We start from the raw sequence: 14,869 nt of genomic DNA, 5'->3' as shown, positions 1-14,869 counted from the left end.
GTGCAGCGTCAAGGTTCGGGCGGTTCGGGCGGCAGTGCCGCCATGGTCGTACGCGTGGCGGGGTTCGTCCTTCTCCTCGCGCATCTGCTGCTCGTCGCCTGGGTGACGCTGCGGGCACGGGACGTGGCCTGGGTGACCGCGCCGAACCTGACCCCGCTGGCGGGGATCCGGGGGGATCTGGCGCTCGGTGCGGCCGAGGCGACCCGGCGGATCGGCCTGGGGTTGTTGCTGCTCGCCCCGCTCGGGGTGCTGCTGCCCATGGCCGACGGTCGGCTCACCGTCTCGTTCTGGGCGTCCCTGGCCCGTACGACGGCGGCGGGGGCCCTGGTGTCGCTCGCGGTCGAGCTGCTGCAGACGGCGGTGCCCGGGCAGGTCGTGGACGTGGACTCGGTGCTCCTGAACACCACCGGGGTGGCGCTCGCCCATCTGCTCGTGGTGCCGGCCGGGCGGGCGCGGCTGCGCCGCAGGTCGCAGGCGGGGTCCTCCTCGGGGAGGAGGCGGGAGCGGTCCCTTCAGGGGGCGACCCCGACGATTCCCAGGGTCGGGATCGCCCCGTAGACCGACGCTTTGTCCCCCGGTCCGGGGCGAGTATGGAGACAGAACGGGGGCCCGGGAAGCGGCCCCCGCCAGACTCCGAAGGAGCCCACCATGGCCGCACTCGCCCGCCCCCGTGACGGACGCATGATCGGCGGAGTGTGCGCGGCGCTGGCCCGGCGCTTCGGCATCTCCGCGACGACGATGCGTGTGATCTTCCTGGCCTCGTGTCTGCTGCCCGGCCCGCAGTTCCTGCTGTACCTGGCGCTGTGGGTGCTGCTGCCGTCGGAGAAGTCGCCGAGCACGGCCTGGTAGCCGGATCCGTACGCGCCTGAGGGCGCCCCCTCCCCGGTCGGGGAGGGGGCGCCCTCAGGCGTTCGTACGGCATGCGTAGGACATGCGCAGGGCATGCGTACGGCGTTCGTACGGCGAACTCAGACGCCGAGGCCGTTCAGCGGGAGGCCGTTCAGCGGCAGGCCGCCGAGGAGGCCGGTGGCCTGGCCGAGCGGGGTGGCGCCCAGGCCGCTCTGCACGCCGTCGAGCGGGACCTGGGTGGCCTGGTCGGTCACCGACGGGAGGGCCTTGACGCCCTGGTCGGCAGCCGACGGGAGGGTCTTCACGCCCTGGTCGGCGACCGCCGGGAGGGTCTTCACGCCCTGGTCGGCGCCCAGGCCGAGGGCACCCTCGCCACCGGCCACGGCCTCGGCGGCGCCCGCGGGGAGCTCGGTCAGGTCGTCGCCGAGCGGCACGACTCCGGTGACGACGCCGAGCACGTCCGGGCCGACCGGCAGCGCGGCGGGGGCGGCGGTGGCCGTACCGGCGGCGGCAGCGGCGAAAGCGGCACCCAGAGCGGCGACACCGAGCGTCTTGGCGGCAGACTGCTTCATCAGAAAATCTTCCTCAGGAGTCTCAGGTGCTTCTCGGGGCATCGGAGAGGGGCCCGAAGAGCAGGGGAATTTCAGGGAATGCAGAGCGGCTACGCAAGCTAATCAGCGAAAGCCCCGGCCGCAAACACCGAAATGCGGCCGGGCGTGGTGCGCCCGGCCGCGACGGAGATTCTCCCGAGGAGCGCGGTCATCCCGACTGGCGGGAAGACTCGCTGGTCGTGGCCGTCTGCTGGAACAGCCATTCGGACTTGAGCTCGGCATATCCAGGCTTGATGACCTCATTGATCATCGCAAGACGTTCATCGAAAGGAATGAACGCTGATTTCATCGCATTGACCGTGAACCACTGCATGTCGTCGAGCGTGTAGTCGAATGCCTCGACAAGGAATTCGAACTCCCGGCTCATGCTGGTGCCGCTCATCAACCGGTTGTCGGTGTTGACCGTCGCCCGGAAGTGCAGCTTGCGGAGCAGCCCGATGGGGTGCTCCCGGTACGACGCGGCGGCGCCGGTCTGCAGGTTGGAGGTGGGGCACATCTCCAGCGGGATGCGCTTGTCGCGCACGTACGCGGCGAGCCGGCCGAGCACGACCGAACCGTCGTCGGCGACCTCGATGTCGTCGATGATCCGGACCCCGTGGCCGAGGCGGTCGGCGCCGCACCACTGCAGGGCCTGCCAGATCGACGGCAGGCCGAAGGCCTCGCCGGCGTGGATCGTGAAGTGGTTGTTCTCCCGCTTCAGGTACTCGAAGGCGTCGAGGTGACGGGTGGGCGGGAAGCCGGCCTCGGCGCCCGCGATGTCGAAGCCGACGACGCCGCTGTCGCGGTAGCGGTTGGCGAGTTCGGCGATCTCGAGGGCGCGGGCGGCGTGCCGCATCGCGGTGAGCAGGGCGCCGACGCGGATGCGGTGGCCGTTCGCCCTGGCCTGGCGCTCGCCCTCGCGGAAGCCCTCGTTGACCGCCTCGACGACCTCTTCGAGGGTGAGACCGGCCTCCAGGTGCTGCTCGGGGGCGTAGCGGACCTCGGCGTAGACGACGCCGTCCTCGGCGAGGTCGAGGGCGCACTCGGCCGCGACCCGGACCAGGGCCTCGCGGGTCTGCATGACGGCGCAGGTGTGCGCGAAGGTCTCCAGGTAGCGCTCGAGTGAGCCGGAGTCGGCGGCCTCGCGGAACCAGATGCCGAGCTTGTCGGGCTCGGTCTCCGGGAGGCTGTCGTACCCCTGCGCCTGGGCGAGTTCGATGATCGTGCCGGGGCGCAGTCCGCCGTCGAGGTGGTCGTGCAGGAGCACCTTCGGGGCACGCCGGATCTGGTCCGCGGTGGGGATGTTGGGGATCTGGCTCGTCATTGCCGCACTCTAGCCCCTACGCGCGTAGAGCGCGCCCCGTGGCGCCGTATCCGGAGGGCGCATTTTCAGGTGCGGGTCTGCCGTCGGGCGGCCTAGCTTGTCGGCATGACCTCCGCGAGCGACCCCGAACTGCGCCGGATCCACGGCTTCCTGTCCGACTTCACCCGCAGGCAGGCCGAGCGCACGGTGGAGTTCCCGGGCGGGTTCGCCGCGCTCGACGACACCTACGCGCTGTCGTACGGCAACAACTACGTCCTGGTGGACGGCGAGACCGACCCCGAGGCGCTGCCCGCCCGGGTCGACGAGGCCATGGCCCACCTGTCGCACCGCGCCGTGTACATCCCCGACACGGCCACCGCCGAGGCCTGCGCGGGGCCGCTGGACCGGGCCGGCTACGCCTGCAAGACCGTGCTCGTCATGCGGCACGACGGCCCGGTGCCGGAGCTCGGCGGGGCGCGCGAGGTGGACCTGGCGACGCTGCGCGGCGCGCTGACCGAGAGCTCCCGGCGCTTCCTGCCGGACGCCGACGACGACGTGGTGCGGGCCCTGGTGGAACGGCGGGCGGCCCGGCGCCGGGGCGCCGACGACGTCCGCTTCCTCGCCTCGCACGACGAGTGGGGCGAGCCGGCGTCCTGGGCCGACCTGTACGTGGACCCGGCCTCCGGCGTGGCCCAGATCGAGGACCTGGTCACGGCGGAGGCGTACCTCGGCAGGGGGCATGCCGGGGTGGTCCTGGACACGGCGCTGCGCATGGCCGCCGACGCGGGGTGCACGACCGTCTTCCTGACCGCCCTCGCCGACGACTGGCCGCGGTACTGGTACGAGCGGCGCGGCTTCGCCACCGTGGGCAGCATCCACTGCTTCGAACGGGTGTAGCGGACGCGGCCGTTCGGGCGACGGGCGATACGTAACAGTGACCGCACGTACGGATGGCGTACACCTCGGCTTCTGAGACTGTTCTGCCATGGCGCACTACGCACTCGTGGGGACGACCGCCTCCCGGAGACCCCGGCTCGGGCGGCCCGTCGGAGCGACGAACCCGGTCACCGAGGCCGGAGGGGTGGTCCTGCTGCTCCCGGACGGCGAGCCCGCGTCCGGCCGCGGACCCTCGGTCCTGGCCCACGCGGCGGCGCTGCCACTGGGGCGGCGGCTGGCCCGCGCCGGGCGGGCGGACGGCCTCGTCACGCACGCGGTGCGCTACCGGGGCCGCGGCTGGAACGGCACGGACGCCCAGTTGGCCGAGGACGCCTCCTGGGCGGTCTCGGAGGCGGTACGGCGCTACGGCGACGTCCCGGTCTGTCTCGTGGGCCGCGGGATGGGGGCCAGGGCGGCCCTGCGGGCGGGCGGGCACACGGCGGTGGCGGCGGTCCTGGCGCTCGCGCCCTGGCTGCCGGAGGACGACCGGGCGGCCGAGCCGGAGCCGGTGCGGCAGCTGGTGGGCCGGCGGGTGCTGATCGTGCACGGCACCAACGACGCCCGTACGGACCCCGAGCTGTCGTACCGCTACGCGGAGCGGGCCAAGAAGTCCAACCGGGAGACCTGCCGCTTCGAGGTGCACGCGGACGGGCACGCGCTGCGCCAGTACCACGAGGAAGTCCGCGCCCTGGCCGCCGACTTCGTCCTCTCGGCCCTCTTCGCCCACGCCCCGACCCGCCCCCTCGCGGACGCCATGGCCGCGCCGCCGCCCCTCGGACTGCGGATGCCGCTGGCGGCGGGGTTCGGGCGCTCGCTGCGGGACCGGACGGCGCGGTAGCGGTCGGCGCCGCAGCGGTGGGCGGCAGCGGTCGGCACGGCAGCGGTCGGCGCGGTGCGCCGGGGCGTCTCCGGTCACTCCGGGATCAGGCTGCCCCGCTTGCCGAGCAGGAACTTCTTGAAGGCGGCCACCGGAGGTGTGTCCGGGTGGCCGTCGAGCCAGGCCACGCCGATCTCGCGGACCGCGCGCGGCGAGGTCACGCCGAGTTCGACGACGCCCGGCCGCGCCACGGCCGGCGGCGGCAGCAGGGCGACGCCGAGGCCGGCGGCGACCAGCCCGCGCAGGGTCTCGGCCTCCTCGCCCTCGAAGGCGATGCGGGGCGTGAAGCCGGCCTGGGCGCACAGGTCGTCGGTGATGCGGCGCAGCCCGTAACCGGGTTCCAGGGTCACGAAGGTCTCGTCCGCCGCCTCCGCGAGGCGGATCCGTTTGCGGCCGGCGAGCCGGTGGTCGTCGGGCACCACGAGCCGCAGCCGCTGCTCGTCGAGGCGGCGCGCGACCAGGTCGGGGGCGTCGGGAACCGGCGAGGTCAGACACAGGTCGAGGTCGCCGGCCCGGAGCCGTTCGATCATCGCCTCGCCGTAGTTCTGCACCAGGGTGAAGCGGACCCTGGGGTGGTCGACGCGGAAGGCGCGGATGAGTCCGGGCACGGTCTCGGAGCCCATGGTGTGCAGGAAGCCGAAGGCGACCCGGCCCGCGGTGGGGTCGGCGTCGGCCCGTACGGTGTCGGCGGCCCGCTCGACCTCGGCGAGCGCCCGCTCGGCGGCGGACAGGAAGCGGCGGCCCGCCGGGGTGAGCGAGACCGTGCGGCCGCGGCGGGCGAACAGGGCGACGCCGAGGTCGTCTTCGAGCCGGACCATCGCCCGCGAGAGCGTCGACTGCGGCACGCCCATCTCCGCCGCGGCCCTGGTCACGTGCTCGTGCCGGGCGACGGCGGCGAAGTACGCGAGCCGGGGCGCGAGCAGCAGCCCCATGTCTTCTTCGTTACTGTTCGGTGACAGACGAGGCTGTGACCTGTACTCATGCACCATGGGAACGATTACAGCAGTTCCGTGCATTGGACGCATGAAGCAGGGCGTCCTACGTTCGAGACATGCCTTCCGCCAGTACCAAGGCGGCCGTCACCAGCCCGGCCGCCGACTCCCGCCTCTCCCCCGGTCGCCCCGGCTACCGCCGGATGAGCCTCGCGCTCTTCGCCGCCGGAGTGGCCACCTTCGCCCTCCTCTACTCCACCCAGGCCCTGCTGCCCGCCGTCTCGGCCGAGTTCGGCGCCACCGCGTCGGCCGCGTCCTGGACGGTCTCCGCCGCGACCGGCGCGCTCGCCCTGTGCGTCCTCCCCCTCAGCGCGCTGTCCGAGCGCGTCGGGCGGCGCTCGATGATGACGGTCTCGCTCGTGGTCGCCGTCGTCGTCGGTCTGCTCGTCCCGCTCGCCCCGAACCTGGAGGTCCTGGTCGCGCTGCGCGCGGTGCAGGGCGCGGCGCTGGCCGGCGTGCCGGCCTCGGCGATGGCGTTCCTGGCCGAGGAGGTGCGGCCGAAGGCGCTGGTCGCCGCGATCGGTCTGTTCGTGGCGGGCAACTCCATCGGCGGCATGAGCGGGCGGATCGTCACCGGCTGGGTGGCCCAGATCTGGGGCTGGCGGGCGGCCCTGGCGGCCGTCGGCCTGATGGCCCTGCTCTGCGCGGTCGCCTTCCGGGCGCTGCTGCCCAAGGCGAGGCACTTCACGCCCGGTTCGCTGAACCCGGGGGAGCTGGTCAGGACCGTCCGCAGCCACCTCGCCGACCCGCTGCTCATGCGGCTCTACGCGATCGGCGCGCTGTTCATGACGGTGTTCGGGGCCGTGTACACGGTGATCGGCTACCGCCTGGTGGAGGCCCCGTTCTCCCTCCCGCAGGGCGTGATCGGCTCGATCTTCCTGATCTACCTGGTCGGTACGGTCTCCTCGGCCGCCGCCGGCAAGCTGGTCGGCCGGCTCGGCCGGCGCGGGGCGCTGTACCTCGCCGTCTCCACGACCACGGCCGGTCTGCTGCTCTCCCTCGCCGACGCGCTGCCCGCGGTGCTGGCGGGTCTGGTCCTCATCACGGCCGGCTTCTTCGCCGGGCACGCGGTCGCCTCCTCCTCGGTGAGCCGTACCGCGAAGACGGGCCGCGCGCAGGCCTCGGCGCTCTACCAGTCCGCGTACTACGTCGGCAGCAGCGTGGGCGGCACGCTCGGCGCGATCGCCTTCCACGCGGGCGGCTGGGCGGGGACGGTCCTGATCGGCCTGGTCGCGGTGCTCGGCGTCGTGTCGATCACGCTGTACGGCACGCACAGCGCGCGGGTCGAGGCGCGTCGCCACAAGCTGCTCGCCGCCTGCTGACGTACTGCAACCCTTCGGCTCCCCCGAGCGTCGTACAGGTCAGGACTCAAGGGGGAGTTGACGATCATGAATGCGATACGGAGGAGAGCCGGCATCGGCCTCGCCGTCACGTCACTGGTGGTACCGATGACGGTGGCGCTCGCCGCCGCGCCGGCGCAGGCGGCGTCCTGCAATGTGACGACCGGCCCGTACCAGAAGCAGGTGGAGAAGTTCCTGGGGCGGACGGTCGACGGGCGGCAGTCGCTCGCCGACTGCAAGGCCATCCAGGCCTTCCAGGCCAAGCACGGGATCACGCCGACGCAGGGGTACGCCGGGACGATCACCTGGCGCACGATGTCGACGATGCTGGCGCAGAAGGCGGCCGGGAGCAATCCCAACAAGGACCGCAAGTGTCCGACCAACAAGGGCCGGATCGCCTGTGTCGACCTGACCAGGCAGCTCAGCTGGATCCAGGACGGGTCCCGGCTGAAGTACGGCCCGGTGCCGGTGCGCACCGGCAAGGACGGCACGGAGACCCGTACCGGCGCGAAGAAGATCTACTGGCGCAACATCAACCACTGGTCGACGCTGTACCACGTGTCGATGCCGTACTCGCAGTTCTTCGACGGCGGCCAGGCCTTCCACTCGACGACCAAGTCCATGTGGAACCCGCCGGGTTCGGGCGGCTGCGTCAACATGACGTCCAAGGACGCCAAGGCGTACTGGAGCCTGCTCAGGAACGGTGACGACGTGTTCGTCTACGGGCGCAAGCCCGGAACCTGACGGCAGTCGGGCCCGGTTGTCAGTGCCCTGCGATAACTTCCCCTCATCGGTCGCCGATCGGGCGCCGGTGAGGGGCGAGTGGGGTGGACCCGATGGGTGACGTGGTGACGACCGAGGACCTGGACTCCCGGCTGGAGAAGTACCGCACGGAGCTGACCGGTTACTGCTACCGGATGCTGGGCTCCGCCTTCGAGGCGGAGGACGCCGTGCAGGACACGATGGTGCGGGCCTGGCGCTCCATCGACGGCTTCGAGGGACGCTCGTCACTGCGCTCCTGGCTGTACCGGATCGCCACCAACGTGTGCCTGGACTCGCTGAACGCGGGCAACCGGCGGGCGCGTCCGATGGACCTGACCGACCCGACGCCGGTCGCCCAGGCCCGGCTCAACGAGCGTCCGGAGGTCACCTGGCTGGAGCCGGTGCCGGACGGCCGGGTGCTGCCGTCGGTGGCCGACCCGGCGGAGACGGCGGTCTCGCGGGAGACCGTGCGGCTGGCCTTCGTGGCCGCGCTGCAGCACCTGCCGCCGAAGCAGCGGGCGGTGCTGATCCTGCGCGAGGTCCTCGCGTGGAAGGCGAGCGAGGTGGCCGAGCTGCTGGACACGAGCGTCGCCTCGGTCAACAGCGCGCTGCAGCGGGCCCGGGCGACCCTCGCCGAGCAGGCGCCGGCCGCCTCCGACGCGGCGAACCCGCTCGACGAGGAGCAGAAGGCGCTCCTCGACCGCTATGTGGCGGCCTTCGAGGGGTACGACATGCAGGCGCTGACCGCACTGCTGCACGAGGACGCGACGATGTCCATGCCGCCGTACGACCTGTGGCTGCGCGGCCACGAGGACATCGTGGGCTGGATGCTCGGCGTCGGCGAGGTCTGCCGCGGCTCGAAGCTGCTCCCGACCGTGGCGAACGGCTCACCGGCCTTCGCGCACTACCACCCCGTCCCGGACGGCGGGTTCGAGCCGTGGGCGCTGATCGTGCTCCAGCTCAACGACGGGAAGATCGGCGGGATGGACTTCTTCCTGGACACCAAGCGCTGGTTCCCGCTCTTCGAGCTCCCGGACCGCCTGGAAGCCTGAGTCACAGCAGGCCGCCGAGCCCGACGAGGTCCAGCACCCCTCGCAGCTCGGGCCCGGCGCCCTGGAACACCAGCCGGTGCCCGCCCCGCCCGGCGGCGAGCCGCAGCCGGGCGAGCGCGTCGACGACCACCAGATCGGCCCGGCCGAGCCCGCCGACGTCGCACACGACGTCGGCGGGCTCGGCCGTCTCCAGGAACGCGCAGATCCGGCCGAGGTCGTCGGGGGCGGGCGGCCCGGTCAGCCGCAGTTCGATGGTCCGAGAGCTCTCCACACCAGACAGACCGTCGCCGCCCCCGGAACTCATCGCCGACCGGATCGGTCAGCCTCCGGGCTCGGCGCCATGATCAGGGGCGATCAGCGGGTCACGCGATGCGGTCCAGAACGATCGGGTTCGCCGTGAAGGGGGTGCCCTCGGGGGCGATGTCCCAGGACTCGGTCAGGGACTTCAGGGCGTAGTCGAACTTCTCCGGGGTGTCGGTGTGGAGGGTCAGCAGGGGCTGGCCCGCCGTGACCCTGTCGCCCGGCTTGGCGTGCAGCTCGACGCCCGCGCCGGCCTGGACCGGGTCCTCCTTGCGGGCGCGGCCGGCGCCCAGGCGCCAGGCGGCGATACCGATGTCGTAGGCGTCGAGGCGGGTCAGGACGCCGGAGGACGGGGCGGTGACGACGTGCTGCTCGCGGGCGACCGGGAGGGTCGCGTCCGGGTCGCCGCCCTGGGCGGAGATCATGCGGCGCCAGACGTCCATCGCGGAGCCGTCCGCGAGGGCCTTCGCCGGGTCGGCGTCCTTGATGCCGGCCGCGGCCAGCATCTCGGTGGCGAGGGCGATGGTGAGGTCGACGACGTCCTGGGGGCCGCCGCCCGCGAGGACCTCGACCGACTCGCGGACCTCGAGCGCGTTGCCCGCGGTCAGGCCGAGCGGGGTCGACATGTCGGTCAGCAGGGCGACCGTCTTCACGCCGCTGTCGGTGCCGAGGGCGACCATCGTGGAGGCGAGCTCCCGGGCGTCCTCGATGGTCTTCATGAACGCGCCGGTGCCGACCTTGACGTCCAGGACCAGCGAGCCGGTTCCCTCGGCGATCTTCTTCGACATGATCGAGGAGGCGATCAGCGGGATGGCCTCCACCGTGCCGGTCACGTCGCGCAGGGCGTACAGCTTCTTGTCCGCGGGGGCCAGGCCGTCGCCCGCCGCGCAGATCACCGCGCCGGTGCTGTCGAGGACGTGCAGCATCTCCTCGTTCGAGAGCAGCGCGCGCCAACCGGGGATGGACTCCAGCTTGTCCAGGGTGCCGCCGGTGTGGCCGAGGCCCCGGCCGGACAGCTGCGGCACGGCCGCGCCGCAGGCGGCGACCAGCGGGGCGAGCGGCAGGGTGATCTTGTCGCCGACGCCGCCGGTGGAGTGCTTGTCGGAGGTCGGGCGGGAGAGCGACGAGAAGTTCATGCGCTCGCCGGACGCGATCATCGCCGCCGTCCAGCGCGCGATCTCCTCGCGGTTCATGCCGTTCAGCAGGATCGCCATGGCGAGGGCGGACATCTGCTCGTCGGCGACCTCGCCGCGGGTGTAGGCGTCGATGACCCAGTCGATCTGCTCGGGGCTCAGCTCGCCCTTGTCCCGCTTCGTGCGGATGACGGAGATGACGTCCATGTGATGGTGCCTCTTTCTACGCGCATAGAGGATCGTGCGGGAAGGGAAGACAGGAGCGGCCCCTCCATGGTGCCGGAAGGGCCGCTCCTCGGTACTACTTGGACAGGTGGTCCGGGCCGAAGGCCTGCGGGAGCATCTCCGCGAGGGTGATGAACCCGGCGGGCGTCTCCAGGACGAGCTCGGGGCCCCCGAACTCGTACAGCAGCTGCCGGCACCGGCCGCACGGCACCAGCGGGCCGCCACTGCCGTCCACGCACACGAAGTGCGTCAGCCGGCCGCCACCGGTCGCCTGGAGCTGCGAGACCAGACCGCACTCGGCGCACAGACCGAGACCGAACGAGGCGTTCTCCACGTTGCAGCCGGAGACCACCCGCCCGTCGTCCACGAGCGCCGCCGCTCCGACCGGGAAGCCGGAGTACGGGGCGTACGCCCGGGACATCGCCGACCTGGCCGTCTCCCGCAGGAGCTCCCAGTCCGGCTCGGTGCGGGCGGGCGTCACTTGCCCTGGCCCTTCCGGTACGGCAGACCGTCCGCCTTGGGCATCCGCAGCCGCTGCGCCGACAGGGCCAGCACGAGCAGCGTGGTGACGTACGGAGCGGCGTCGACGAACTGGCTCGGGACCTCGTCGGTGAGCCCGTACCAGAGGAAGAAGCCGGCGGCGAAGCCGGCCGAGACCGCCGCGACCACGTACTTCTTCCTGTACAGCTGCCACAGCGCGGCGATCACCAGGAGCATCGCGACCAGCAGCAGCAGTGCGTGGACGTTCTCCGCACCGCCGCGCAGCTTCAGGCTGTCGGTGAAGCCGAACAGACCGGCGCCCATGGCCATGCCGCCGGGCATCCAGTTACCGAAGATCATCGCGGCGAGACCGATGTAACCGCGGCCGCCGGTCTGGCCCTCCTGGTAGATGCCGGTGGAGACGATCGCGAGGAACGCGCCGCCGAGGCCGGCGAGGGCGCCGGAGATGGTGACGGCGATGTACTTGTACTTGTAGACGTTGACGCCCAGCGACTCCGCGGCGACCGGGTTCTCACCGCAGGAGCGCAGCCGCAGGCCGAAGGCCGTACGCCACAGCAGCCACCAGGTGGCCGGGATCAGCAGGATCGCCACGACGGTGAGCAGCGACAGGTCGGTGACCAGACCGCCGAGGATGCCGGCCAGGTCGGAGATCAGGAACCAGTGCTTGGCCTGGAGGTCCTGCAGCCAGTCCGAGAGCCCCGGGATGGTGATCTGGGTGATCTGGTCGATGCGCGGGGACTGCTTGGACGAGCCGCCCTCGGCCTCGGCGAACGTGAAGTTCGACAGGTACTGGGTGAAGCCGACCGCGAGGATGTTGATCGCCACACCGGAGACGATGTGGTTCACGTTGAACGTGACGGTGATGATCGCGTGCAGCAGACCGCCGACCGCGCCGCCCAGGAGGCCGACCAGGACGCCCGTCCACGGGCCCCACTGGTACCCGGCCCAGGCGCCGAACCAGGTGCCGAGCACCATCATGCCCTCGAGGCCGATGTTGACGACGCCCGCGCGCTCGGACCACAGGCCGCCGAGGCCGGCGAGACCGATCGGCACGGCGAGCTGGAGCGCGCCGGAGACCTGGCCGACCGAGGTGAGGTCGTTGGCCCCGGAGATGGCGCGGACCATGGAGAAGAGCACGAGTCCGGCCGCGACGATCAGCAGGATCCAGGGCCAGGTCAGCTTGCGGCGGCCGGCCTTCTTCGGCTGGGCGCTCGGCTTGGCAACGGTGCCGGTGCTCATGCCGCCACCTCCTTGTCGGTCTTGATGGCGCCGCCGGCGGCCAGCTCCTCGCCGACCTTCTGCTGCTGGCGGCGGAGGCCGTAACGGCGGACGAGCTCGTAGGAGACGACCACGGCGATCACGATGATGCCCTGCATGATCTTGGTGATCTCCTTCGGGTACCCGTGGACGTCGAGGTCGCTCGACGCCTTGTCCAGGAACGCGAAAAGGAGGGCCGCGAAGAAGATGCCGACCGGGTGGTTGCGGCCGAGCAGGGCGATGGTGATGGCGGTGAAGCCGACACCGACCGGGAAGTCGAGGCTGTACGTGTGGGTCTCGCCGAGCAGCGTCGGCATGCCGGACAGACCGGCGAGGCCACCCGAGATCAGCATCGAGGTGAGGATCATCTTCTTGGCGTCGACACCGCTGGCCTGGGCCGCGGACTCGCTGGCGCCGGTGGCGCGCAGGTCGAAGCCGAAGCGGGTGCGGTTGAGGGCGAACCAGTAGACGACGCCGAGCGCGAGCGCGACGAAGGTGAAGCCGTAGATGACACCGCTGCCCTCGCCCATGTCGATGCCGGGGAACCAGCCGGACTCGGAGATCTCACCGGTGGTGAGGTTGTTGGAGCCGGGGGGCTGGACACCGAAGTTCTTCGGCAGGATCAGCCAGGCCACCAGGGCCGTGGTGATGGCGTTGAGCATGATCGTCGAGACGACCTCGGAGACCCCGCGGGTGGTCTTGAGGATGCCCGCGATACCGGCCCAGAAGGCGCCGGTGGCGATCGCGACGAGCACGATCACCAGGATGTGCAGCGGGCCGGGCAGCTCGATGGAGGCGCCGACCAGGGCGGAGACCATGGCGGCGAGCCGGTACTGGCCGTCGACGCCGATGTTGAAGAGGTTCATCCGGAAGCCGACGGCCACGGCCAGGGCCGCCAGGTAGTAGATCCCGGTCTGGTTGACGATCAGCACCTGGATGTCGGAGAACCCGGCGTTCTCGATCATGATCCGGATCGGCTCGATCGGGTCGAGACCCGTGGCGAGCAGCACCAGCACGGTGAGCACGAACGAGGTGACCAGCGCGAGCACCGGGCCCGCAGCCCCGATGATCAGCTTGTCCTTGTCGAATTTCATCATCGGGCGTCACCGTCTTCGGGGTGCTCGGCGGCGGACTCGTCGGAGCCTTCGAGGCGGCCGGTGGCCGCGCCGGTCATGGCGGAGCCCAGCTCCTCGGGCGTGATGGTGGCGGGGTCGGCGTCGGCGACGAGCTTGCCGCGGTACATGACGCGCAGGGTGTCGGACAGGCCGATCAGCTCGTCGAGGTCGGCGGAGATCAGCAGCACGGCCAGGCCCTCGCGGCGGGCGTCGCGGATCGCGTCCCAGATCTGCGCCTGGGCGCCGACATCCACACCCCGGGTGGGGTGGGCGGCGATCAGGAACTTCGGGGCGTGGCTCATCTCGCGGCCGACGATCAGCTTCTGCTGGTTGCCGCCGGACAGGGAGGCCGCGGTGACCTCGATGCCGGGGGTGCGGACGTCGTACTCGCGCACGATCCGCTCGGTGTCCTTGCGGGCGGCCTTCGGGTCGAGGATGCCGCGCTTGGAGTTGGGCGCCTCGGTGACGTGGCCGAGGATGCGGTTCTCCCAGAGCGGGGCCTCCAGGAGCAGGCCGTGGCGGTGGCGGTCCTCGGGGATGTAGCCGATGCCGCCCTCGCGGCGCTTGCGCACCGAGACCTTGGAGATGTCCTGGCCGTCGAGGGTGATCACGCCCGCGTCGGGGTTGTTCATGCCCATGAGGGCCTCGATGAGCTCGGTCTGGCCGTTGCCCTCGACGCCGGCGATGCCCAGGATCTCGCCCTTGTGGATGGTGAGCGAGATGTCGTCGAGGAGCTTGCGGCCCTCGCCGACCTCCTGGAGCCCGATCGCGCCGGACGGGTCCGGCGGGGCGGCGGAGGTGAGCGGGGCGGCGGCAGCGGCGCCGGCCTCGGTCAGCGTCAGTGCCTGGACCTGGAGCATGGGCACGTCGGTGACGGTCGACTCGCGGGTCTCCGGCGAGGGCAGCTCGGTGCCGACCATCAGCTCCGCGAGCTGCTTGGTGGTGGCGGTCTTCGGGTCGGCGGTGCCGACCGTGGTGCCGCGGCGGATGACGGTGATGTCGTCGGCGACCTTCAGGACCTCGCCCAGCTTGTGCGAGATGAAGATGACGGTCAGGCCCTCGGACTTGAGCTCGCGCAGGTTGTCGAAGAGCGCGTCGACCTCCTGCGGGACGAGCACGGCGGTCGGCTCGTCGAGGATGAGGATCCTGGCGCCGCGGTAGAGGACCTTGAGGATCTCCACGCGCTGCCGGTCGGCGACGCCGAGGTCCTCGACGAGCGCGTCGGGGCGGACGCCGAGGCCGTACGCGTCGGAGATCTCCTGGATCTTCCGGCGGGCCTTGGCACCGATGCCGTAGAGCTTCTCGCCGCCGAGGACGACGTTCTCCAGGACGGTGAGGTTGTCGGCGAGCATGAAGTGCTGGTGCACCATGCCGATGCCGCGCGCGATGGCGTCTCCGGGGCTGGAGAACGAGACCCGCTCGCCGTCGATGGCGATGGTGCCCTCGTCCGGCTTCTGCATGCCGTAGAGGATCTTCATCAGGGTCGACTTGCCGGCACCGTTCTCGCCGATGAGGGCATGCACGGTGCCCTTGCGGACGGTGATGGCGATGTCCCTGTTGGCGACGACGCCGGGGAAACGCTTGGTGATGCCGTGGAGTTCTACGGCAGGGGGGCTGGACGCGTTGATGGCGCACTC

Annotated in this window: 16 protein-coding genes; 7 read left to right on the top strand and 9 right to left on the bottom strand. The window is 71.5% G+C overall.

From position 1 onward, the window contains the following. Positions 1-42 precede the first annotated feature (42 nt). A complete protein-coding gene (locus ACIGEZ_RS11345) occupies positions 43-558 on the top strand; it encodes a VanZ family protein (protein ID WP_399828911.1) in 516 nt (171 codons plus the stop codon). 90 nt (positions 559-648) lie between these two features. Next, on the top strand, positions 649-849 hold the full coding sequence (locus ACIGEZ_RS11340) for a PspC domain-containing protein (RefSeq protein ID WP_399828908.1): 201 nt from the start codon (positions 649-651) through the stop codon (positions 847-849). Between the two features lie 119 nt (positions 850-968). Here ACIGEZ_RS11340 and ACIGEZ_RS11335 read toward each other — a convergent pair whose 3' ends face one another. Together ACIGEZ_RS11335 and ACIGEZ_RS11330 are read right to left on the bottom strand one after the other, a co-directional pair. Next, positions 969-1,421 (bottom strand): hypothetical protein, encoded by a 453-nt coding sequence (locus ACIGEZ_RS11335; RefSeq protein WP_399828906.1) that lies wholly within the window; start codon positions 1,419-1,421, stop codon positions 969-971. Positions 1,422-1,608: 187 nt separating this feature from the next. Next, positions 1,609-2,763, bottom strand: a complete 1,155-nt coding sequence (locus tag ACIGEZ_RS11330) for an adenosine deaminase (protein WP_399828903.1) — start codon at positions 2,761-2,763, stop codon at positions 1,609-1,611. A 105-nt stretch (positions 2,764-2,868) separates the two neighbouring features. Here ACIGEZ_RS11330 and ACIGEZ_RS11325 point away from each other — a divergent pair, with 105 nt between their 5' ends. Continuing rightward, positions 2,869-3,639, top strand: a complete 771-nt coding sequence (locus ACIGEZ_RS11325) for a GNAT family N-acetyltransferase (RefSeq protein WP_399828901.1) — start codon at positions 2,869-2,871, stop codon at positions 3,637-3,639. A gap of 88 nt (positions 3,640-3,727) precedes the next feature. Continuing rightward, entirely contained in the window at positions 3,728-4,516 is a 789-nt protein-coding gene (locus ACIGEZ_RS11320) for an alpha/beta hydrolase (RefSeq protein WP_399828898.1), read from the top strand. Positions 4,517-4,590: 74 nt separating this feature from the next. Here ACIGEZ_RS11320 and ACIGEZ_RS11315 read toward each other — a convergent pair whose 3' ends face one another. Then, on the bottom strand, positions 4,591-5,544 hold the full coding sequence (locus ACIGEZ_RS11315) for a LysR family transcriptional regulator (protein ID WP_399828896.1): 954 nt from the start codon (positions 5,542-5,544) through the stop codon (positions 4,591-4,593). 62 nt (positions 5,545-5,606) lie between these two features. Here ACIGEZ_RS11315 and ACIGEZ_RS11310 point away from each other — a divergent pair, with 62 nt between their 5' ends. The 3 genes from ACIGEZ_RS11310 (at position 5,607) to ACIGEZ_RS11300 (ending at position 8,701) form a co-directional block, all read left to right on the top strand. Further along, positions 5,607-6,869, top strand: a complete 1,263-nt coding sequence (locus ACIGEZ_RS11310; RefSeq protein WP_399828894.1) for an MFS transporter — start codon at positions 5,607-5,609, stop codon at positions 6,867-6,869. A 66-nt stretch (positions 6,870-6,935) separates the two neighbouring features. Beyond that, the gene (locus tag ACIGEZ_RS11305; protein ID WP_399828892.1) at positions 6,936-7,631 is read left to right on the top strand and encodes a L,D-transpeptidase family protein; all 696 of its coding nucleotides are present in this window, start codon (positions 6,936-6,938) and stop codon (positions 7,629-7,631) included. Between the two features lie 92 nt (positions 7,632-7,723). After that, on the top strand, positions 7,724-8,701 hold the full coding sequence (locus ACIGEZ_RS11300; protein WP_399828889.1) for a sigma-70 family RNA polymerase sigma factor: 978 nt from the start codon (positions 7,724-7,726) through the stop codon (positions 8,699-8,701). A 1-nt stretch (position 8,702) separates the two neighbouring features. Here ACIGEZ_RS11300 and ACIGEZ_RS11295 read toward each other — a convergent pair whose 3' ends face one another. The 6 genes from ACIGEZ_RS11295 to ACIGEZ_RS11270 form a co-directional block, all read right to left on the bottom strand. Beyond that, complete coding sequence (locus ACIGEZ_RS11295; RefSeq protein WP_399828887.1) at positions 8,703-8,972, bottom strand: STAS domain-containing protein; 270 nt, start codon at positions 8,970-8,972, stop codon at positions 8,703-8,705. A 91-nt stretch (positions 8,973-9,063) separates the two neighbouring features. After that, positions 9,064-10,341, bottom strand: a complete 1,278-nt coding sequence (locus tag ACIGEZ_RS11290; protein ID WP_399828883.1) for a thymidine phosphorylase — start codon at positions 10,339-10,341, stop codon at positions 9,064-9,066. 94 nt (positions 10,342-10,435) lie between these two features. Beyond that, positions 10,436-10,840, bottom strand: coding sequence for a cytidine deaminase (locus ACIGEZ_RS11285; RefSeq protein ID WP_399828881.1), 405 nt, complete (start codon positions 10,838-10,840; stop codon positions 10,436-10,438). Then, a complete protein-coding gene (locus ACIGEZ_RS11280; protein ID WP_399828878.1) occupies positions 10,837-12,099 on the bottom strand; it encodes an ABC transporter permease in 1,263 nt (420 codons plus the stop codon). The genes ACIGEZ_RS11285 and ACIGEZ_RS11280 overlap by 4 nt, the downstream gene beginning before the upstream one ends. Beyond that, the gene (locus tag ACIGEZ_RS11275; RefSeq protein WP_399828875.1) at positions 12,096-13,214 is read right to left on the bottom strand and encodes an ABC transporter permease; all 1,119 of its coding nucleotides are present in this window, start codon (positions 13,212-13,214) and stop codon (positions 12,096-12,098) included. The genes ACIGEZ_RS11280 and ACIGEZ_RS11275 overlap by 4 nt, the downstream gene beginning before the upstream one ends. Further along, positions 13,211-14,860, bottom strand: a complete 1,650-nt coding sequence (locus ACIGEZ_RS11270) for an ABC transporter ATP-binding protein (protein ID WP_399829625.1) — start codon at positions 14,858-14,860, stop codon at positions 13,211-13,213. The genes ACIGEZ_RS11275 and ACIGEZ_RS11270 overlap by 4 nt, the downstream gene beginning before the upstream one ends. Positions 14,861-14,869: the final 9 nt, after the last annotated feature.

The organism is Streptomyces sp. NPDC085481 (assembly GCF_044541845.1).
Taxonomy (GTDB): Bacteria; Actinomycetota; Actinomycetes; order Streptomycetales; family Streptomycetaceae; genus Streptomyces.
The sequence above is the reverse complement of the archived record's forward strand: the minus strand, read 5'-3'. Positions and strand labels throughout refer to the sequence as shown.